The organism is Streptomyces cyaneofuscatus, from assembly GCF_000718135.1.
GTDB classification, from domain to species: Bacteria; Actinomycetota; Actinomycetes; order Streptomycetales; family Streptomycetaceae; genus Streptomyces; species Streptomyces cyaneofuscatus.
The window spans coordinates 19,013-39,264 of record NZ_JOEM01000016.1 but is presented as its reverse complement, the minus strand read 5'-3'; the positions used below and the strand labels follow the sequence as shown (position 1 = coordinate 39,264).

At 71.6% G+C, this 20,252-nt stretch carries 14 protein-coding genes; 2 read left to right on the top strand and 12 right to left on the bottom strand.

The window, feature by feature from the left end:
* Nucleotides 1–83: 83 nt before the first annotated feature.
* The 6 genes from IF17_RS0124680 to IF17_RS0124655 all read right to left on the bottom strand — a co-directional run bounded on the left by IF17_RS0124680 (nucleotide 84) and on the right by IF17_RS0124655 (nucleotide 8,112).
* Nucleotides 84–650: a hypothetical protein gene (locus IF17_RS0124680; protein WP_030569807.1), complete on the bottom strand. Its 567-nt coding sequence runs from the start codon at nucleotides 648–650 to the stop codon at nucleotides 84–86.
* Entirely contained in the window at nucleotides 647–1,765 is a 1,119-nt protein-coding gene (locus tag IF17_RS0124675; protein WP_018515503.1) for a ParA family protein, read from the bottom strand. The genes IF17_RS0124680 and IF17_RS0124675 overlap by 4 nt, the downstream gene beginning before the upstream one ends.
* 368 nt (nucleotides 1,766–2,133) lie before the next feature.
* On the bottom strand, nucleotides 2,134–3,249 hold the full coding sequence (ald, locus tag IF17_RS0124670) for an alanine dehydrogenase (protein ID WP_030569804.1): 1,116 nt from the start codon (nucleotides 3,247–3,249) through the stop codon (nucleotides 2,134–2,136).
* A gap of 143 nt (nucleotides 3,250–3,392) precedes the next feature.
* Nucleotides 3,393–5,537, bottom strand: a complete 2,145-nt coding sequence (locus tag IF17_RS0124665) for a tetratricopeptide repeat protein (protein ID WP_030569801.1) — start codon at nucleotides 5,535–5,537, stop codon at nucleotides 3,393–3,395.
* Nucleotides 5,538–5,739: 202 nt separating this feature from the next.
* Nucleotides 5,740–6,366: an NUDIX domain-containing protein gene (locus IF17_RS0124660; RefSeq protein WP_030569798.1), complete on the bottom strand. Its 627-nt coding sequence runs from the start codon at nucleotides 6,364–6,366 to the stop codon at nucleotides 5,740–5,742.
* Nucleotides 6,367–6,456: 90 nt separating this feature from the next.
* Nucleotides 6,457–8,112 carry a CTP synthase gene (locus tag IF17_RS0124655; protein ID WP_030569795.1) on the bottom strand — a complete coding sequence of 552 codons (1,656 nt, stop codon included), beginning with the start codon at nucleotides 8,110–8,112 and terminating at the stop codon, nucleotides 6,457–6,459.
* Between the two features lie 448 nt (nucleotides 8,113–8,560).
* Here IF17_RS0124655 and IF17_RS0124650 point away from each other — a divergent pair, with 448 nt between their 5' ends.
* Both IF17_RS0124650 and IF17_RS0124645 read left to right on the top strand, forming a co-directional pair.
* Nucleotides 8,561–10,363 (top strand): glycoside hydrolase family 15 protein, encoded by a 1,803-nt coding sequence (locus IF17_RS0124650; RefSeq protein ID WP_030569791.1) that lies wholly within the window; start codon nucleotides 8,561–8,563, stop codon nucleotides 10,361–10,363.
* Between the two features lie 253 nt (nucleotides 10,364–10,616).
* A complete protein-coding gene (locus tag IF17_RS0124645) occupies nucleotides 10,617–11,387 on the top strand; it encodes a hypothetical protein (protein WP_051884116.1) in 771 nt (256 codons plus the stop codon).
* On the opposite strand, the gene IF17_RS0124640 is transcribed toward IF17_RS0124645, so the two are convergent.
* From IF17_RS0124640 to IF17_RS0124615, 6 genes are read right to left on the bottom strand one after another with little or no spacing between them, the layout of a single operon-like run.
* Nucleotides 11,359–13,695: an arylsulfatase gene (locus IF17_RS0124640; RefSeq protein WP_030569782.1), complete on the bottom strand. Its 2,337-nt coding sequence runs from the start codon at nucleotides 13,693–13,695 to the stop codon at nucleotides 11,359–11,361. The genes IF17_RS0124645 and IF17_RS0124640 overlap by 29 nt on opposite strands.
* The gene (locus IF17_RS0124635; protein ID WP_030569780.1) at nucleotides 13,692–15,569 is read right to left on the bottom strand and encodes a sulfatase; all 1,878 of its coding nucleotides are present in this window, start codon (nucleotides 15,567–15,569) and stop codon (nucleotides 13,692–13,694) included. Before IF17_RS0124635 ends, IF17_RS0124640 begins: the two co-directional genes overlap by 4 nt.
* The gene (locus IF17_RS0124630) at nucleotides 15,566–16,519 is read right to left on the bottom strand and encodes a formylglycine-generating enzyme family protein (protein ID WP_030569777.1); all 954 of its coding nucleotides are present in this window, start codon (nucleotides 16,517–16,519) and stop codon (nucleotides 15,566–15,568) included. The genes IF17_RS0124635 and IF17_RS0124630 overlap by 4 nt, the downstream gene beginning before the upstream one ends.
* Nucleotides 16,516–18,399, bottom strand: a complete 1,884-nt coding sequence (locus IF17_RS0124625; protein ID WP_030569774.1) for an ABC transporter ATP-binding protein — start codon at nucleotides 18,397–18,399, stop codon at nucleotides 16,516–16,518. The genes IF17_RS0124630 and IF17_RS0124625 overlap by 4 nt, the downstream gene beginning before the upstream one ends.
* A complete protein-coding gene (locus IF17_RS0124620; RefSeq protein ID WP_421673803.1) occupies nucleotides 18,396–19,310 on the bottom strand; it encodes an ABC transporter permease in 915 nt (304 codons plus the stop codon). The genes IF17_RS0124625 and IF17_RS0124620 overlap by 4 nt, the downstream gene beginning before the upstream one ends.
* The gene (locus IF17_RS0124615) at nucleotides 19,307–20,251 is read right to left on the bottom strand and encodes an ABC transporter permease (protein ID WP_030569770.1); all 945 of its coding nucleotides are present in this window, start codon (nucleotides 20,249–20,251) and stop codon (nucleotides 19,307–19,309) included. The genes IF17_RS0124620 and IF17_RS0124615 overlap by 4 nt, the downstream gene beginning before the upstream one ends.
* Nucleotide 20,252: the final 1 nt, after the last annotated feature.

The window sequence follows — 20,252 nt, the reverse complement described above, 5'->3', positions numbered from 1 at the left end:
GGTGGTCCAGAGGTGGGGCGGGGGCGCGGACGGGCCCCGCCGGGCGGCGGGTCCCATCCGGCAGGCTACCGGCGCGGCGCCGGTCAGCGGCCGCGCAGCCGCCGTACGAGGATGCTCGCGTCGCCCCGGGACTCCAGGTCGGCGAGGACCACCGCCACCGCCTCGCGGACGATCCGGCCGCGATCGACGGCGAGGCCGTGTTCGCCGCGCAGGACGAGCCGGGCGTGTTCCAGGTCCATCAGCTCCTCGGCGGAGACGTAGACCGTGATCTTCTCGTCGTGGCGTTCGCGGCCGCTGGGGCGCCGGTTGGCTCCGCGTCCACCGCCGCGCCTGCGCTGCTGCTGGACGGCCGGGGACTGCTCCGCCGGGGCGGAGGCGGCGGCGGTCCGGTCGCCGGACGGCGGGGCCGGGGCAGCGGGCGCCTGGCGGTCACCCTCTGCGCCCCGGCCGCGCGCGTCGCCCGCGTCGTCGGCGGAGGCGTGCTCCTCACCGGCCTCGGAGGACCGGCCCGAGGGGTCGCTCTCCCCGGCCGGTGCGGGCACCCGGGGCTCACCGTTCGCCTTGCGTCGCCGGTCCGCCGGGGAGGAGGACTGGAGGCCCATCCCTCCCCCGGTCGTACGGAACAGTTCGTCGGCCCCCGGCAGACTCACTCGGCGTGACACCGGGCGAGCACCTCCCTGGCGAGCTGGCGATAGGCGGCGGCACCGACCGAGTTGGAGGCGTACGTGGTGATGGGCTCACCGGCGACCGTGGTCTCCGGGAAGCGGACCGTGCGCCCGATGACCGTGTGGTAGACGTGCTCGTCGAAGGCCTCGACGACGCGCGCCAGGACCTCGCGGCTGTGCACCGTACGGGAGTCGTACATGGTGGCGAGGATGCCGTCGAGCTCCAGCTCGGGGTTGAGCCGCTCCTGGACCTTCTCGATGGTCTCGGTGAGCAGCGCCACCCCGCGCAGCGCGAAGAACTCGCACTCCAGCGGCACTATGACCTTGTGAGCGGCCGTCAGGGCGTTCACCGTGAGCAGGCCGAGCGAGGGCTGACAGTCGATCACGATGTAGTCGTAGTCGGCCATCAGCGGCTTCAGGGCGCGCTGGAGCGTGGACTCGCGGGCCACCTCGCTGACGAGCTGCACCTCGGCGGCCGAGAGGTCGATGTTGCTCGGCAGCAGGTCCATGTTGGGGACGGCGGTCTTGAGCAGGACCTCGTCGGCCGCCATGCCCCGCTCCATGAGCAGGTTGTAGACGGTGAGGTCGAGCTCCATCGGGTTGACCCCGAGGCCGACCGAGAGGGCGCCCTGCGGGTCGAAGTCGACGAGCAGGACACGGCGTCCGTACTCGGCGAGCGCGGCACCCAGGTTGATGGTCGACGTGGTCTTGCCGACGCCGCCCTTCTGGTTGCACATCGCGATGATCTTCGCGGGGCCGTGGTCGGTCAGGGGGCCCGGGATCGGGAAGTACGGCAGGGGCCGTCCGGTCGGGCCGATGCGCTCGCGGCGCTGGCGTGCGGCGTCGGGCGCGAGCGTGGCCGCGTACTCCGGATCGGGCTCGTACTCGGCGTCGGGGTCGTAGAAGTGCCCCTCGGGCACCTCGGCGAAGTCGGCGAAGCGGTCGGTGTTCCGGCCACTCTCGTTGCCGGCCGTGGCGTTCACGTGTAGGCCGTCCATCATCTGGGGGGCTGTCGTCATGTGCTGTTGGGTGGTGAAGGTGCGGACAGCGACGGAGCCGACAGCTTCGAGCCCGATCGGGCTCAGACCCCGTGCAGGCATCCCTGGTTGACCACCCCCGGGAGTAATTGTCGACTCATTCACAAGTCGTCTTACCTCCTTGGACGTGACCAGGAAACTTATCGATAGGTCAGCGTGGCACCATGCCGACGATTGGCGACTCTATGGCGTGTCACCGGTCCGCAGCAACACAATCCGCCGGACCCGGCCCGATGTGTCGGCAATCGAACACCTCGCTGTCAAGGGTGCACAGCGACCAAGCCGCACATTTCGCCGCTGCACGAAACGGGTAAAGGGTTACGTTCGAGGCGAGTTGCACAAGGGCCTCACGGGGCCCGATACACCTCCGGCCGGACCTTGCTCGGCAAGGTCCGGCCGGAGGTGCGATGTTGACGGGAGGCGTTGACCCGTCAGCCGAGCAGCGTGCTCAGCTCGACGTGCGGGAGACCGTGCGCCTCGGCCACCTCGCGGTAAACGACCTGGCCCTCATGGGTGTTGAGGCCCTTGGCCAGGGCGGCGTCGCGGCGCAGGGCGTCGGCCCAGCCGCGGTTCGCCAGCTCCACGATGTACGGCAGCGTGGCGTTGGTGAGCGCGTAGGTGGAGGTGTTCGGGACCGCGCCGGGCATGTTGGCGACGCAGTAGAAGACCGAGTCGTGGACCTGGAAGGTCGGCTCGGCGTGGGTGGTCGGGTGCGAGTCCTCGAAGCAGCCGCCCTGGTCGATTGCAATGTCGACAAGTACACTTCCGGGCTTCATCTTGGCGACGAGCTCGTTGGTGACCAGCTTCGGGGCCTTGGCTCCGGGGATCAGCACCGCGCCGATGACGAGGTCGGCCTCGACGACGGCCTTCTCCAGCTCGAAGGCGTTGGAGACGACGGTCTGCACCTTGGTGCCGAAGATCTTGTCGGCCTCGCGCAGCTTGTTGATGTCGCGGTCGAGCAGCGTGACGTGGAAGCCGAGGCCCACGGCGATCTGCGTGGCGTTCCAGCCGGAGACACCGCCGCCGATGACCACGGCACGGCCGGCGTGGGTGCCGGGGACGCCGCCGGGGAGCACGCCGCGGCCGCCGACCGAGCGCATCAGGTGGTACGCGCCGACCTGCGGGGCGAGACGGCCCGCGACCTCGGACATCGGGGCGAGCAACGGGAGCGCGCGGTTGGCGGTCTCGACCGTCTCGTAGGCGATGGCGGTGGTGCCGGAGGCCAGCAGCGCGTCGGTGCACTCGCGGGAGGCGGCGAGGTGCAGGTACGTGAAGAGGGTCTGGTCCTTGCGGAGGCGGTGGTACTCCTCGGCGACCGGCTCCTTGACCTTGAGCAGCAGGTCGGCGGTGGCCCAGACCTCGTCGGCGGTGCCCATGATCTGCGCGCCGGCGGCGACGTACTCCTGGTCCGGGATGGACGAGCCGACGCCGGCGTCCTTCTCGATGACGACCTGGTGGCCGTGGCGGACGAGCTCATGCACTCCGGCGGGGGTGATCGCCACCCGGAACTCGTTGTTCTTGACTTCGCGGGGGATGCCGACCTTCACGTCGATCACGGTCCTTGGCTCGGAGGGTAATCCGGGCACGACAGGACAGACCCGGATATATACAGCTTAAATGGAGACGCCACGAACGAGCGCGGCAGAGCCAGTCTAATGAAGGACTTCACGCTGTCTAGCCTTACAAAGCATTAACTTTCTGTCGAAGCACTGCGGATTTCGTAGGCAGAACCCTCCTCGCCCAGCAATCTGTCGGCGGCGGCCCTGTGCAGCCGGGCCGCCGCCGGGTCGCCGAGCCGGTCCAGGGTGTCGGCCAGCCGGAGCTGGAGCGCCGCCTGAAGCCGCACGTCATCGGCGCGACGGGCCAGCTCGGCCGCCTCCCGGCAGGTGTGCAGCGAGTCGTGCGGCCGCCCCGCGTACTCCTGGACCCGCGCCGCCTCGCTGAGCGCCCGCGCCTGGGCCGCCAGGTCGCCGAGCCTGCGGTGGCCGGCGGCGGCGGCCCGCCAGTTCCGCAGGGCCTCGCCGTACCGCCCGGCGTAGCTGTGGACGGCGCCGAGCCGTCCGTAGAGGCGTGCCTCGTCCGCCCGCTCCCCCTGGGTGAGGCGCTGGGCGAGCGCCCGGCCGTACCAGTCGGAGGCCCGGTGGTAGTCGCCGAGCTCGGCGTACGTACTGCCTACGGATTCCATCGCGCGGCCCGTCGCATACAGGTCGCCGGCGGCCCGTCCGGCGTCCAGCGCGGCCCGGTAGCGGGTCAGGGCGTCCCGGGTGCGGCCGGTGCGGGCGTCCAGGTCGGCGAGGTTCAGCAGGGCCGCCGCCTGTTCGCGGGGCAGGTTCCGGCGTTCGGCCACGTCCAGGACCAGCCCGTGCAGCCCGTACAGCTCGGGGGCGGCGGCCTCGGTGCCCCGGTGCACGGCCAGCGCCCGCACCAGGGCGGCGACGAGGCGGCGGGCCAGGGTGTCGAGCTCGCCGTCGGCCACCGCGAGCCGGGCGGAGGCGAGCAGGGCGGGCTGGCGCAGCAGGAGCCAGACGCCCGCCTCCTCGGCGCTGGGGAAGCGCAGGGAGCGGGGCAGCCCGGCGAGCTTGCGGTGGGCGGTGGTCCTCTCCGGTTCGGTGACCGCGCGGCAGGCCTGGAGCCGGCGCACGGTCCGCTCCAGCATCCGGGCGCGGGCCAGCTGGATCTCGGCCGGGCGGTCCCGGTCTTCCAGGAGGGCCCGCAGCATCGGGGCGAGGCAGCCGGGCACCCCGTACTGCGGGTGGACGGCGCCGTCCGTCCGCAGCAGCCCGAGCTTCACGAAGTCGTCCAGGGTCTTCTCGGCGGCCGAGACCGAGCAGCCGGCCAGCGCGGAGGCCGTGTGGGCGTCGGCGAGTCCGGCGGGGGCGAGGGCGAGGAGGCGCAGTATCCGGGCGGCGGCCTGCGGCAGGGAGTCGTGGACGAGCCGGAAGGCGCGGGCCAGCGGGCGGGCGCCGGTGGGCTGCTGGTCGCCGGTGTCGGGCAGTTCGTGGAGCTGCTTGGTGACGTCGGCGACGGAGGCCATGGGGTGGGCGGCGAGCCAGCCGCCGATCAGGGCGAGCGCGGCGGGCTGCCCCCCGCACTCCTCGGCCAGGCTCTCGGCGGTGCGCGGGTCGACGGTGATGCGGACCTGGCCGATGGCGCGGGCGAGCAGCTGGACGGCGGCGCCCGCCTCCAGGCCGCCGAGGGTGCAGGGCCGGACGTCGGGGATGCCGGTCAGCGGTCCGGTGGCGACGGCGACGACCAGGCAGTCCGGGTTCTCCGGGAGCAGCGGGTCGACCTGCTCGGCGTCGGCCGCGTCGTCGAGGAGCAGGACGAGACGGCGTACGGCGAGGGCCTCGCGGACCATCTCGGAGAGCTCGTCCTGATCCGCGCCGGGCGGGACGGGGAGCCCGAGCAGGTCCAGGATCTCGGCGGCGGTGCGTTCGGTGGGGACCCGCTCGCCGCCGGGTTCGGTGAGGCCGACCCGGAGGACCCCGTCGGGGTAGTCGCCGGAGCCCGTACCGGGAACGGCCCAGGGCAGGGCGCCCGTTCCGGTTCCGGGTCCGGACGCGTCGGCCGGGGCCGTGCCCGTACCGGTGAGGGAGCCCGCGAGTTCGGCGGCCAGCGCGCTGCGGCCGGAGCCGGGGCGGCCCGCGATGAGCAGGACCCTGGCGCGGGGGGTCTTGCGGCCGGCCAGGGTGTCCAGGCCGGCGCGTTCGATGTCCGCCCGCAGGGCCTTCAACTCGCGTTCCCGGCCGAAGAATCGGGGCGGGGCGGCGCCGGACGGCTCCTCGGTCCCCGCAGCCTCCGCCGGGCCGCTGGTGTCCACCGCCTGATCGGTCACGGGCCACGCTCCACTTCGCTGCACGCCGTGCCCGCCGGAACTCCGGTCGGGACCTTTCGAGCGTAGTTCAGCGGTGGTGTGGATCACTGCGGAGCGGGGCGGAGCCCGGGGGAACTTCCCCCGATCGGATCAGCATTTCTTACGATCGTCGCTTCAGGCGATCGCCCGACCGGGGGTGTGGAGAAAGGCGGCGGACGGACCGTCAGGCCTCGAACGGACGGGCCGGCCAGGGCGCCTCGGCGGGCCGCAGCGAGTCGACGCCGTCGCCCGCGAGGACGGCGGTGAGCGCGAGCGCCCCGACGACCAGGCAGTTGTTGTGCAGGTCCCCCGCGAGCACCGAACGCACCAGCTCGGGCAGCGGGATGCGGGCCTGCTCCATGTCGGCCTCCTCCTCGGAGACCGCGAACCGCTCGCCCTCCACATCGGAGAGGCCCCGGGCGAGGAAGATCCGTACGGCCTCGTCGCAACCGCCGGGCGTCGTGTAGACGTCGGTCAGCACCCGCCAGTCCTCGGCCTTGACGTGCGCCTCCTCGTACAGCTCGCGCTGGGCGGCGTGCAGGGGGTTCTCGCCGGGGACGTCCAGCAGTCCGGCGGGGATCTCCCAGAGCCGCTGGCGGACCGGGTGGCGGTACTGGCGTACGACGAGCACCTGGCCGTCCTCGTCGACCGCGAGGATCGCGACGGAGCCGGGGTGCACCTGGTAGTCACGGCCGTGGACGGAGCCGTCGGGCATGACCACCTGGTCGGTGCGGACGCTGGTCTTGTTGCCGGTGAAGGGGGTGACGGTCGCGGTGACCTGCCACTCCTCGGGCGTGTCCTGGATACCCACTGCGTCCTCCCACGTACCACGTACAAAACGAGAAACCGGGGCACGTATCCGGCAAGGATCCGTACCCCGGTCAACCGTAATGCCTCGGGACTACTCGGCCGCGCCGGTCTTGCGCGCGACGGCCGCCTTCACCAGACCGGCGAAGAGCGGGTGCGGGCGGGTCGGGCGGGAGCGCAGCTCGGGGTGGGCCTGGGTGGCGACCAGGTAGGGGTGGACCTCGCGCGGGTACTCGACGTACTCGACGAGCTTGTTGTCCGGGGAGGTGCCGGAGAAGACCAGTCCGGCCTTCTTCTCCAGTTCACCGCGGTAGGCGTTGTTGACCTCGTAGCGGTGGCGGTGGCGCTCCTCGACGTACGGCTCGCCCGCGTACGCCTCGCGCACCAGGGAGCCCTCGGCGAGCTTGGCCGGGTAGAGGCCGAGCCGCATGGTGCCGCCGAGGTCGCCCGCGCCCTCGACGTAGGCGAGCTGCTCCTCCATGGTCGAGATGACCGGGTGGGAGGTGGCGGCGTCGAACTCGGTGGAGTTGGCGTCGGGGATCTCGGCCAGCGAGCGGGCCGCCTCGATCACGATGCACTGGAGGCCGAGGCAGAGGCCCAGCAGCGGGACCTTGTTCTCGCGGGCGTAGCGGATGGCGCCGACCTTGCCGTCGACACCGCGCTCGCCGAAGCCGCCGGGGATGAGGATGCCGTCGACGTCGCCGAGGTGCTCGGCGGCACCGGCGGCGGTGCGGCAGTCGTCGGAGGTGACCCACTTGACCTTGACGCGGGCCTTGTTGGCGAAGCCGCCGGCGCGGATGGCCTCGGTGACCGAGAGGTAGGCGTCGGGCAGGTCGATGTACTTGCCGACCAGGGCGACGGTGACCTCGTGGTCGGGGTTGTGGACGCGGTCCAGGAGGTCGTCCCAGGTGGTCCAGTCGACGTCCCGGAAGGGGAGGTCGAGCTTGCGGACGACATAGGCGTCCAGGCCCTCGGTGTGCAGCACCTTGGGGATGTCGTAGATCGACTTGGCGTCGATCGCGGCGACGACCGCGGCCTCGTCGACGTCGCACATCAGCGAGATCTTGCGCTTGATGGAGGTCGGGACCTCACGGTCGGCGCGGAGCACGATGGCGTCCGGCTGGATACCGATGTTGCGCAGGGCGGCGACCGAGTGCTGGGTCGGCTTGGTCTTCAGCTCGCCGGAAGGGCCGATGTAGGGCAGCAGCGAGATGTGCACGACGAAGACGTTGTCGCGGCCGACCTCGTGGCGGACCTGGCGGACGGTCTCCAGGAAGGGCAGCGACTCGATGTCGCCGACCGTGCCGCCGACCTCGGTGATGACGACGTCGACGTCGTCGGTGGCCATGCGGCGGATGCGGTGCTTGATCTCGTTGGTGATGTGCGGGATGACCTGGACGGTGTCGCCCAGGTACTCGCCGCGCCGCTCCTTGGCGATGACCTGCGAGTACACCTGGCCGGTCGTCACGTTGGCGGAGCCGTCGAGATCCACGTCGAGGAAGCGCTCGTAGTGCCCGATGTCCAGGTCGGTCTCGGCGCCGTCGTTGGTGACGAACACCTCACCGTGCTGGAACGGGTTCATCGTGCCGGGGTCGACGTTGAGGTAGGGGTCGAGCTTCTGCATCGTGACCCGCAGGCCACGCGCCTTGAGCAGGGCACCCAGGCTGGAGGCAGTCAGACCCTTGCCGAGGGAGGAGGCGACACCCCCGGTGACGAAGATGTGCTTGGTCGTCGTGGATGTGGGCTGCATAGCCAAAGGGGGCTCCCGTGGTCGCGGTTGTGAGGTGCGTACCGGCCGCCGATCCGGGGATTCCGGGGTGCCGTCGCTGCGGTTCGGGGGCCTCGTCCGCTGTCGGATACGACCACCGGTCCACGGGCTACCAGGGTAACAGCGACGAGGGGAGGCTGCTTCCGGCCACACCCTGCACAGGGGCGTCACACCATCACCCCAGTCGTTTCACGTCCCACCCGATCAGCTCAGAGATGTTGCGGGGACCGTCGCGCGGATCTTCGTACCGCGTCGTATCCTGCTCGGACACTCGCTGCCGAGACGGCCGGGCGGCGGCACCGTTTGGCCCGCTACCGGTACAGGAACTCGTCGGTTCCTCCAGGGTGAAAGACCCTTTGACCCCACGACCCCCCTAGACCCCAGTAAGCGCCCCGGACGGGGCGACATGGCCGTTCGACTGGAGACGCACGTGGCCGGGCGCATCGAGGATTACGCACTCATCGGAGACATGCAGACCGCTGCCCTGGTCTGCCGGGACGGCACGGCCGACTGGCTGTGCCTGCCCCGCTTCGATTCGCACGCCGTCTTCGCGGGACTGCTGGGCACCGAGGAGCACGGCTTCTGGCGTCTGGGTCCCGCGAGGCCGGAAGGGGCCGAGCCGCTCTCCGCGGACCGGCGCCGCTACCGCGGTGACTCCCTCATCCTGGAATCGGAGTGGGACACACCGCGCGGCACCGTACGGGTGACCGATTTCATGCCCCCGCGTGACGGGGCACCTCAGCTCATCCGGATCGTGGAGGGCGTCAGCGGCCGGGTGCCGATGCGCTCGGAGCTGCGGATGCGGTTCAGCTACGGCCGGGTGACGCCCTGGGTGCACAAGGTGGACGGCCGTACGGTCGCCGTCGCCGGGCCGGACTCCGTCTGGCTGGACACCGAGGCGGACACCTACGGCAAGAACCTGACCACCTACTCCGACTTCACCGTCGGCCCCGGCGACCGGGTGGCCTTCACGATCAGCTGGCAGCCCTCGCACCGGGAGCCGCCCGCACTCCCCGACCCGGAGGGGTCCCTGGAGGCGACCGAGCTGTTCTGGCGCGAATGGGTCGATCAGTGTACGTACCACGGGCCCTATCGGGAGGCGGTCGTCCGCTCCCTGATCACCCTGAAGGCCCTTACGTACGCCCCGACCGGCGGCATCGTCGCGGCCCCGACCACGTCACTCCCCGAGGAGATCGGGGGCGTACGGAACTGGGACTACCGCTACACCTGGCTGCGGGACGCCGCGATCACCCTCTCCTCGCTGCTGCGCACCGGCTACCGCGAAGAGGCCCGCGCCTGGCGTGAGTGGCTGCTGCGGGCGGTGGCGGGCGACCCGGAGAACCTCCAGATCATGTACGGCATCGCCGGCGAGCGCGAGCTCGGCGAGGCGGAGCTGGACTGGCTGCCCGGCTACGAGAACTCCGGCCCGGTCCGCGTCGGCAACGGCGCCGCCAACCAGCTCCAGCTCGACGTGTACGGCGAGGTCACCGAGGCGCTGCACCTGGCGCACATGACGGGGCTGACCCGCAACGACTACGCGATGGGCCTCCAGCTCAAGCTGATCGAGTACCTGGAGAAGCACTGGGAGGAGCCCGACGAGGGCATCTGGGAGGTGCGCGGTCCGCGCCGCCACTTCGTGCACTCCAAGGTGATGGCGTGGGTCGCGGTCGACCGGACGATCAAGCTGGTCGAGTCCGGGGACGTCGAGGGCCCGCTGGAGCGGTGGTACGAGCTCCGCGACGACATCCACCGGGACGTCTGCGAGCGCGGCTACGACAAGGAGCGCAACACCTTCACCCAATCCTACGGGTCGAAGGAGCTGGACGCCTCCCTGCTGCTCATCCCGCAGATGGGCTTCCTGCCGCCGGACGACAAGCGGGTCATCGGCACGATCGAGGCGATCCAGCGGGAGCTGTCCACGGAGGACGGCTTCATCCTGCGCTACCCCACCGAGGGCGACGAGGCGGGCGTCGACGGTCTGGCCGGCGACGAGGGCGCGTTCCTGGCCTGCTCGTTCTGGATGGCCGACGACCTCGCGATGATCGGCCGGGTCGACGAGGCGCGCCAGCTGTTCGAGAAGCTGCTGGCGCTCCGCAACGACCTGGGCCTGCTGGCCGAGGAGTGGGACTCCAACCTCCAGCGGCAGGTGGGGAACTTCCCGCAGGCGTTCAGCCACGTCCCGCTGATCGACACGGCCCTGCGGCTGACGGCGAGCGGGGCGTACGTGGGCTGAGGCCCTGCGGGACAGACTGTTCCCCTCTTTGTGTTCCGCACCGTTCTGTGTTCCGCACCGTCCCGGTCGTCGTCAATGCAGACGACCGGGGCATGGCCACGGCGGTCGGCGGTCGATCAGGCCGCCTCCAGGAACACCTGCTCGCATCGTCCGCCGCCATTGCCGACTTCCGCACGAGGACGACCTCCATGCGTGACCTTCCCGCTGCTGTGAAGCCTCTGCTCGCACGCTTCACGTCCGTGCAGGAGCCCGAGTGCCACTGGTCGCTCTCTGGGCGCACGGATCGCTGGCTCTGGGGGACTACCAGCCAGGGCGCAGTGATCTCGATCTGGTGGCGCTGGTCGGTACGGAGCTCGATGACGCGCAGCAAGCAGAACTGCGCGTTGTGCATGAACGTCTGATCGCCGACGTCCCCCTTGCCCGGAGCCTGCACTGCACCTATGTGCCCCAGGGAGACCGGTCCGATAGGGCACAGAAACACCCGACCTGGGCTCAGGGTGAGTGGTTCGAGCGTCCCGTCACCCCGGTGAGCCGGCGCGAACTGGCCCTGGGGGCAGTCGTCCTCCACGGACCGCCACCGGTCGGCCTGCTGCCCGGGGTGAGCGACCAAGAGCTCGCAGAGTTCATCCGTGCCGAGCTGGCGGACTACTGGCTGCCTGTGACAGGCAACGCCAAAGCCGAACTATGGCTCCAGGACATCTGGGTGGATCTGGGGATGCTGACCTTCGCGAGAGCATCAGTGACCCTGCGCGATGGCCAGTTGATCACCAAAGGAGAAGCTCTCGAGGAGCTGCGCTCCATGGGAGCGCCGACGGCCGTCGTGGATGACATCTGCCGACGCAGATACGGGACGGACCTCCTGAAGAACCCGTCCGCTTCTGACGGCTTTCGGGCCCGACGCGCTGAACAGGCCCGGCAGTTCGTCCGCGCGGGGATCACCACCCTCCTGGCACAACACGGGAATCCGCCACCCGGGCCGGCTCATGCGAGCCGGCTCACTCGAAGGCCGCTGCCGCCTGCTTGAGCGCGGCGGCCACCGCCTCCGGTGAGTCGGGTCCCGGCTCCCCGGGGGTGTAGGTGACCGAACGCAGCGTCCCCTGGTAGCGGAACGAGCGGTGGCGTTCGAACAGGGGCCAGGAGACCGGGGACTTGCGGTCGATGCCGATGCTGATGCCCTGGAACGGGGCCATGCCGATGAGCTGGTGGACGCTGGGGGGTGCTGCCCTCACCTCACCGTCGACGCTGACCGTGAACGACCAGCGCAGGCCCTTCTCCGCCTCAGCAGTGAGAGCGATGACATGTTCGCCCGGGGTGAGCGGGCCCGCGTCGGTCTCGTGCAGGACGCCGTACTCGTTGTACGCGAGGTGCAGCCGCCCGTCCTCGACGTACAGGCTGTAGCCGCCGCCCTGGTCGCCGTGGGAGACGAGCACCCCCTCCCCCGTTTCGTCGATGACGACGGTGATCTCGAAGGAGCGCAGCGAGACCAGCCGGGAGGAGCGGTAGCGCTCCAGCTCGGGGGTGCCGGGCAGCAGGGTCAGGGGGCGGGTCAGGCGTTGTTCGGCGGGGTTGCGGCGAGCGAGGGCGCCGCTGCCGTCGGGGAGCGGGAAGACCCCGTTGCGCCAGGCGGCCGCCTCCCAGGCCTCGGACAACTCCTTGACCAGGTCGGGGCGTTCGGCGGCGAGGTCGTGGATCTCGGTGGGGTCGGTGCGGATGTCGTACAGCGCCCACTCGGAGTCGTCGTAGGGGGTGCCGGGGCGGTGGAGCGTGACCAGCTTGTGGCCACCCCGGTAGTAGCTGCGGTTGCCGGTCATCTCGCAGTACTGCTCGGGGTGGGTGGAGGCGTGGTCGGGGTCGGCGAGTACGGGGGTGAAGCTGATGCCGTCCGGCTCCTGGAGGGTGACCCCGCGCCGCTGGGCCGGGCGTTCCAGGCCGGCCAGCCGGAGCAGGGTGGGGGCGATGTCGGTGACGTACTGGTACTGGGTCCGGACGCCCGGGGTGAGCAGGCCCTCGCGGGCGCCCCGGGGCCAGGACAGGACGAACGGGACACGGACCCCGCCGGCGTAGGTGTGGCCCTTGTACAGCCGGAAGGGGGTGTTGGAGGCCATGCCCCAGCCGCGCGGGTAGTGGACCAGGCTGCGCGGGCCGCCGATGAGGGCGGGGTCGCGGTCGACGTCGGGGGTCCAGTCGCCGGGCAGGGCGGGGTGGTGGACGAAGCGGCTGAAGTAGGAGCGGGTGCCCTCGGCGCCGCCTTCGCCGGTGCCGCCGTTGTCGGAGGTGAAGACGATGATGGTGTTGTCGAGTTCGCCGAGCGCTTCGAGGGTGTCGGTGAGCCGGGCCAGGTTCTGGTCGATGTTGTCGACGAGTGCCGCGTACACCTCCATGTACCGGGCGTAGAGCTTCTGTTGCTCCTGGTCAAGGCTGTCCCAGGCGGGGACGTCGAGCCCGGCCTCGCTGTTGCGGTCGGGGAGTTCGGTGCCGGGCGGGAGGAGTCCGGCGGCGAGCTGGGCGGCGAAGCGGCGCTCGCGCAGGACGTCCCAGCCCTCGTCGTAGTGGCCCTGGTGGCGGGCGATGTCCTCGGCCTTGGCCTGGAGCGGGCCATGAACGGCGTTGTGGGCGAGATAGAGGAAGAACGGCTTGTCGGGGTCGTGGGCGCGGAGCGACTTCACCATGGAGATCGCCTGGTCGGTGATGTCGTCGGTGTAGTAGTAGTCGTCCGCCAACTCGTCGATGTCCAGCGGGCTGTTGTCGCGGACCAGTTGGTGGGGGTGGAAGAGGCTGGTGAGTCCCTCGAGGACGCCGTAGTACTGGTCGAAGCCCTTGTTGAGCGGCCAGTTGTCCCGGTCGTCGGCCGCGTTGGAGGCGGAGTCGCGGACCAGGTGCCACTTGCCGACCGCGTAGGTGGCGTAGCCGGTGTCGTGGAGCAGCTCGGCGAGGGTGGGGATGTCGTCGGCGATCTCCATGCCGTAACCGGGAAAGCCGGGGTCGGAGTTGGCGACCATGGAGTAGCCGACGCGGTGCGGGTTGAGGCCGGTGAGCAGGGCGGCGCGGGCCGGGGAGCAGAGCGGCATCGTGTGGTAGTTGGAGAGCCGGACGCCCTCGTCGGCCAGGGTGTCGAGCGTGGGCGTGGCGATCTCGGAGCCGAACGGGCCGATGTCGCTGTAGCCCATGTCGTCGACGAGGACGACCACGATGTTGGGGGCCTTCTCGCCGGGTGCCGTGCGCGGCGGCCAGGACGGCTCGGAGTCGGCGAAGGTGCGGCCGATGCGGCCGGGGAAGCCGGCGTAGGGGTCGCGGCGGGTGGGGTCGGTGGCGGTAGCGGGGTCGGCGGTCATCGGCTGGGCTCTCCGTCGTGGGTGGTGTGGTGGTCCGGTACATCTGGTACGTCTGGTACGTCTGGTACGTCTGGTACGTCTGGTACGTCTGATACGGGGAAGAGGCGGGCCAGTTCGTCGGCGATCGCGGCGAGTTGGGGCCGGGCGGGGTGGCCGGTGAGGGCGGCGATCTGGAGCAGGGTGGAGCCGCCCCGGACGGTGAGCAGCTCGGTGTCGAGGAGGCCGGGGACGATGCGGCGGACCGTGTCGGCCGCTGCCGGTTCGGCCAGGAGGTCGGCCAGTGGGGTACGGAGGTGGAGCGCGCCCTCGGTGAACTCGTCGGAGCGGGGAGCCGATTGGTGGCCTGCCTCGGCCCGCTCGCGCTGGGCGTCGACCAGCAGGTGGGCCTCGGTGACGTCCTCGGGGGCGTACGGGAGGCCGAGGCGGGCGTACTGATCGGCGGGGGCGTCGTTGGCGCGGAGCCGTACCACCAGCTGCCGGGCCAGGCGCAGTTCGACGGCCGGGTCGCTGATCGGCTTCTCCTGGAGCGGGTCCGTCTCCAGGTCGAAGAGGAGCGTGCCGAAGCGCTGGGGGCCGAGGAGCGGTGAGGGGTGGGCGGGGATACGGAGGGTGGGCACGCCCTTGGTGAAGGGGAACGGGTCGGCCAGGGTCAGCCGGGTCAGCTCCTCGGGGGTGAAGCGGCCCCGGATGCGGGTGGGCATCAGCGTGTGCTCGTACAGCGGCTGGTTGGTGTCGTCGTGGCACGCGCGCATGTAGACGTACCGGCCGTCGGTGATGTTGACGTGGCCGCCGAACATCCCGAACAGGGCCGACTCCCTGGGGTGTTGTGCGTCAGCGGTCTCGCTGAGTGGGCGGCCCTGCATGTCGGGTGGGAGTTCGGCGCCGAAGAAGTCCAGGAGCGTCGGGGCCAGGTCGATGGTCTGGACGAGGGCCGCGTCCCGGGTCCCCGCGCGGTCGGGGCGGCGCGGGTCGTGGACGAAGAGCGGGGTATGGACCAGCTCGTTGTACCAGGGTGTGACGACCTTCGCCCACCACCCCTTCTCCCCCAGCAGATAGCCGTGGTCGGTGCAGACGATCAGCAGCGTGTCGTCCCACAGCCCGTGCTCGTCCATCGCGTCGAGCACCCGGCCCAGCGAGTGGTCGCACATGGAGAGCAGCGCCGCGTACTCGTAACGGGCGTGCTGCTCCTGCTCCTCGGTCTCGGTGACCCGGTTGTAGTCGGGCCAGTCGAAGTGCGGGCCTTCGTAGTCGTGCGGGTAGAGCTCCTTGTAGTGGTCCTGGGTGAAGAAGGGTTCGTGCGGGTCGAACGTCTCGATCTGGACGAACCAGTTGTCCTCTGTGTGGTTCGTCCGCAGGAACTCCAGGCCGGCGTCGAAGGTGAGGGTCTGCGGCTGCTTCGCCTCGGTGTCGAGGTACTGCCGGTTGACCCAGTCCTGGCGCCAGAGGTCGTTGCGGGTGGCACGGGGGCTGTCGGGGATCTCCGGGTCGGCGACCTGCCCCTTCCAGGCGTCGCCCTCCTGCCCCCGGAAGAACTCCCAGGAGTTGTAGCGCCCGTGGTAGGTCGCCCCGCCGTCCTCCCAGTAGTGCTGGTGGTCGCTGACGAGGTGGGTGTAGACGCCGTGCCGCTTCAGGATCTCGGGCATCGAGTCGTCGAACGGCTCCAGCGGCCCCCAGCCCCGGTGCAGGAAGTTGTGGCGCCCGGTGTGGAGTTCGCGACGGGCCGGCATGCAGGGCATGGACCCGGCGTAGCAGGTGTCGTAGGTGACCGTGCGCTCCGCGAGGCGGCGGAAGTTGGGGGCGTGGGTCCAGTCGGCGCCGTACGGGGGCAGCAGGTGCCGGTTGAGGCTGTCGAACATCACCATGACGGCCTTCACGCGGTGGCCCCTTCTTCTCTCGTGTCTTCTGTCGTGCTGTGCGGTGCCAGGTCTCGGGCGCGGCGGAAGCCGCCGTGGCCGGTCGAGGAGTCGGGGGTGTTGTGGGAGCGGGCGGCGACCCGGTAGCGGTTGCAGTACGAGGTGTGGCAGAGGTAGGAGCCGCCCCGGATGACCCGCTCACCGGGCCCGAAGGCGTCGACGCACCACTCCCAGACGTTGCCGGAGGTGTTGTGGAGCCCGTAGCCGTTGGGTTCGTACGCCGTCACGGGCACGGTGCCCGTGCGGCCGCCGGGCCGGTCCGAGCGGTGCGGGAAGCGGCCGAGCCAGGTGTTGCACATCTCCCGGCCGCCGGGGGTGAAGTCGTCGCCCCACGGATAGCGGGCGCCGTCCAGGCCGCCGCGTGCCGCGTACTCCCACTCGGCCTCGGTGGGCAGCCGGGTGCCGGTCCAGTCGCAGTAGGCGAGGGCGTCGTCGTACGAGATGTGGACGACCGGGTGGTCCGCGCGGTCCGCCACGTCGGAGCCCGGCCCTTCCGGCGCGGCCCAGGACGCCCCGGTGACGCCGAGCCACCAGGGGGCGCCGGGCACCCGGCCGAGGACGTGGCGCCCGGCGGCCTCGGGATGGAGGAGGAGGTGAAAGACGTAGCTGCTGCCGTAGCGCTCGGCGTCGGTGCGGTAGCCGGTGGCGTCCGCGAAGGCCGCCCACGCGGCGTTGGTGACGGCGGTGGTGTCGATGGCGAAGGGCGCCACGGTGACCTCACGGGCCGGCCCCTCCCGGTCGGCGAGGTAGCCCTCGCCGAAGGCGTCGCCCATCGTGAAGGTTCCGCCGGGGAGTTCGGCCATCCTGGACGCGTCGACGGTGGTGGTCGCCGGTCGGCGTACGGCCGGCAGCGGCAGGACCGCCGTGGGCGCTCCCGTGCAGGGGCGTCCCGGGGTGCAGCACGCGCTCATGCGAGCACCTCGGTCTTCCGGAGTGCCGGCTTTACGGGTACGGGCTCGGGCGCCGCCGCCAACAGGGCCCGGGTGTACGGGTCCTGGGGGTTCTCGCAGATGTCGTCGGCGCTGCCGCTCTCCACGATCCGGCCCTGGTGCATGACCGCGATGCGGTGGCTGACCTGCCGGACGACCGCGAGGTCATGGGCGATGAAGACCAGGGCCAGGCCCAGGTCGCGCTGGAGGTCGGTGAGGAGGCCGACGATCTGGGCCTGGACGGAGACGTCGAGCGCGGAGACGGGTTCGTCGCAGATCAGGACGGACGGCTCGGGGGCGAGCGCCCGGGCGATGCCGATGCGCTGGCGCTGCCCGCCGGAGAAGGAGCGCGGGTGCCGGTCGGCCACGGCCGGGTCGAGCCCGGCGAGCGTGAGCAGCTCCGCGACCCGGGCATCCCTCTCGTCCCGGTCGCCCAGGCCGAAGGAGATCAGCGGTTCCGCGACGATCTGGCCGACCGTCATCCGGGGGTTGAGCGAGGCGTAGGGGTCCTGGAACACCATCTGGATCTGCCGGCGCACCGCGTGCAGCTCACGGCGTGCGGGCCGGGTGACGTCCTGGCCGCGCAGCCTGACCGTGCCGCCGTCCGAAGGGTGGGCGTGGGCCAGGACCCGGGCCAGGGTGGACTTGCCCGAGCCGGACTCCCCCACGATGCCCAGGGTCTCCCCCTCGGCCAGCGTCAGCGACACCCCGTCGAGCGCGGTGAACCCGCGCCCGCGGACCCCGCGCCGCTTGTACGTCTTGCGCAGGCCGTCCGCCTCCAGGACCACGGCCCCGGTGGCGGGGCGGTCGATCCGGGCGGGCGGGGCGGGCGCGGGAAGGGGTTCGGTGCGCGCGGCGGCGGGCAGGCAGGCGGCCCGTACGCCGTCGGTCAGCTCGACCAGCGGGGGCACCCCCGTACGGCAGCGGTCCTCCACCAGCGTGCAGCGCTCGGCGAAGGCGCAGCCGTCCCCGAGGAGGGTGAGGTCGGGCGGGGAGCCGGGGATGCCGGTGAGGCGGGTGCCGGAGGGGGCGGAGAGGCGGGGGACGGCGGCCAGGAGGCCTGCGGTGTACGGGTGGCGGGGGCGGGTGAGGACCTCGGCGGTGGGGCCGTCCTCGACGACGGTGCCGCCGTACATGACGAGGACGCGTGCGCAGGAGCGGGCGACGACGCCCATGTTGTGGGTGATGAGGACGAGTGCCGTGCCCGTCTCCCGGTTGAGGTCGGCGAGTAGGGTGAGGATCTGTTCCTGGACGGTGGCGTCGAGCGCGGTCGTCGGTTCGTCGGCGAGCAGGATGTCGGGCTCACCGGCCAGCGCCATCGCGATGAGGATGCGCTGGCGCTGGCCGCCGGAGAACTGGTGCGGGTGGTCGTCGATCCGGCGGTGGGGCTCGGGGATGCCGACCCGGTCGAGGAGTTCGACGGCCCGGGTCCGGCGTGCGGCCTTGGCCTGCCGGCGACCGTGCTTCTCCCGGGACCCGTGGGCCCGCAGCACCTCGTCCAGGTGGCGGCCCACGGTCAGCACCGGGTTCAGGGCCGTCATCGGGTCCTGGAAGATCATGCCGATCCGGGCACCGCGCACCGCGCGCAGCTCCTCGGCGCTCGCGGCGGCCAGATCCTGTCCGTCCAGCAGGACCGACCCGGTGGAGAGGCGCCCGGTGCCGGGCAGCATCCGGGTCAGCGCGAGGGCGGTGGTGGACTTGCCGGAGCCGGACTCACCGACGACGGCCAGCGTCTCGCCCCGGCGCAGGGTGAAGGAGACCCCGCGCACGGCGCGCAGGGTGGAGCCGTCGGGGGCGGTGAACTCGACTCCCAGGTCGCGGACTTGGAGTAGGTCCTGGGCGGACGTCGGCTGATGGGTCATCGGCGTACCTCCCGGTTGAGCGCCTCGGCGATGAGCGAGAGCCCGAGGACGAGCGCGGTCACGGTGATCAGCGGCCCGGCCGCGAAGTGCGGGGCCTGGGCGAGGTAGGGCATGGACTGGCTCAGGACCGAGCCGAGCGTGGGCTCGGGCGGCCGGACGCCCACGCCGAGGAAGCTCATCGCGCCCTCGATGAAGACGGCGACGGTCAGCGAGACGGCGACCTGCACGATGAGCGGGTCGGCGGCGTTGGGCAGGATGTGCCGGACCAGGACGCGGGGGCCCGAACTGCCCCCGACCCGGGCGGCGGTGACGTACTCCCGCTCCCGCTGGACGAGGATCCCGCCCCGCAGCAACCGCCCGAACGCCGGGATCTCCGCGAGCGCGATGACCAGGACGACGGGGAGCCGGCCGGGGCCGAGGATCGCGGTCACGGCGAGCGCCAGGATCAGGCCCGGGAAGGCCAGGATGAGGTCGAAGATCCGCTGGACGAGGGTGTCGAGGACCGGGTGCGCGGCCGCCGCCAGGGCGAACAGGCAGCCGAGGACCGCGCCGACGGGCACCGCGATCGCGATGATCCCGAGGTCGGCGCGGATGCCGTAAAGCACCCGGCTGAGCAGGTCCCGGCCGAGGTCGTCGGTGCCGAGCGGGTGCCCGGGGGTGCCGACGCCCGCGAGGCTGAGGCCGCTCTGGTCGGTGGGCCCGTGCCCGGCGAGCAGCGGGGCCAGCAGGCCGGCGAGGACGACCGCGCCGACGAGGACGAGGCCGGTGCGGGCGCGGGCGGTGGAGAGGGCGGCGCGGTAGGGGTGGCGGGAGGTCTTGCGGAGGGTGCCCTTCTGCGGGGCACGTACGGGTTTCCGCAGCGTCGCCGGGGACGCCGGGGCGAGGTCGGGGGTCGAGGTCATGGCGGTCACTCCCACCTGATCCGGGGGTCGAGCCAGGCGTACACGAGGTCGGTGAGCAGCTGGACGACGACGAACACGGCGACCAGGAGAAGCAGCAGGTCCTGGACGACCGGGTAGTCGCGGCGGCTGAGCCCCTGCTCGGCGAGCTGGCCGAGGCCCGGCCAGGCGAAGATCGCCTCGACGAGCACGGCCCCGCCGAGCAGGTGCCCGGTCTGCATCCCGAGCAGCGTGACGACGGGCGGGAGGGCGTTGGGCAGGGCGTGGCGCCACAGCAGCCGGCGCGGGGCGACCCCGGCGGCGGTGGCGGTACGGATGTAGTCCTCGGCCAGCGCGCGTTCGATGCCGTCCTTGAGGTAGCGGCCGAGGACCGCGGCGCTCGGGAGGGCGAGGCAGAGCGCGGGCAGCAGCAGGTACTGCGCGGCCAGGTCGGGGGCGCCGAGGAACGACACCCGTCCGCCCGGCGGCAGGGCGCCGAGCACGACGGCGAACAGCAGCACCAGCAGGACACCGCTGACGAACGGCGGTACGGCGAGGGCGGCGGTCGTCGTCACCCGGATCGCGCTGCGGACCCACCCGCTGCGCGAGGTGGCGCCGAGGATGCCGAAGGCGCCGCCGAGCACGATGACGAACAGCAGGGCCGCCACGGTGAGTTCGGCGGTGGCGCCGAGCCCGTCGGCGATCAGGTCGGAGACCTGGCCGCCGATCGCGTACGAGGGTCCGAGGTCGCCGGTGACCAGGGAGCCGATCCAGTGCGCGTACTGGGTAAGCAACGGCGCGTCCAGGCCGAGCCGTTCGCGGATCGCGGCGACGGTCGCCGCGTCCGCGTCGGGCCCGGCCAGCGAGGACGCCGGATCGCCGGGGACGAGCCGGAGGATGGTGAAGATCAGGAACGAGGCCCCGAGCAGGACGAGGAGGGCGGAGGGCAGCCGCCTCAGCAGGTAGCCGCGCATG

Excerpts from the sequence above, each read along its gene's own strand:
- IF17_RS0124625 (WP_030569774.1), bottom strand. The coding sequence starts at position 18,399 with ATGACCCATCAGCCGACGTCCGCCCAGGACCTACTCCAAGTCCGCGAC.
- IF17_RS0124675 (WP_018515503.1), bottom strand. The coding sequence starts at position 1,765 with ATGCCTGCACGGGGTCTGAGCCCGATCGGGCTCGAAGCTGTCGGCTCC.
- IF17_RS0124655 (WP_030569795.1), bottom strand. The coding sequence starts at position 8,112 with ATGCAGCCCACATCCACGACGACCAAGCACATCTTCGTCACCGGGGGT.
- IF17_RS0124630 (WP_030569777.1), bottom strand. The coding sequence starts at position 16,519 with ATGAGCGCGTGCTGCACCCCGGGACGCCCCTGCACGGGAGCGCCCACG.
- IF17_RS0124640 (WP_030569782.1), bottom strand. The coding sequence starts at position 13,695 with ATGACCGCCGACCCCGCTACCGCCACCGACCCCACCCGCCGCGACCCC.
- IF17_RS0124615 (WP_030569770.1), bottom strand. The coding sequence starts at position 20,251 with ATGCGCGGCTACCTGCTGAGGCGGCTGCCCTCCGCCCTCCTCGTCCTG.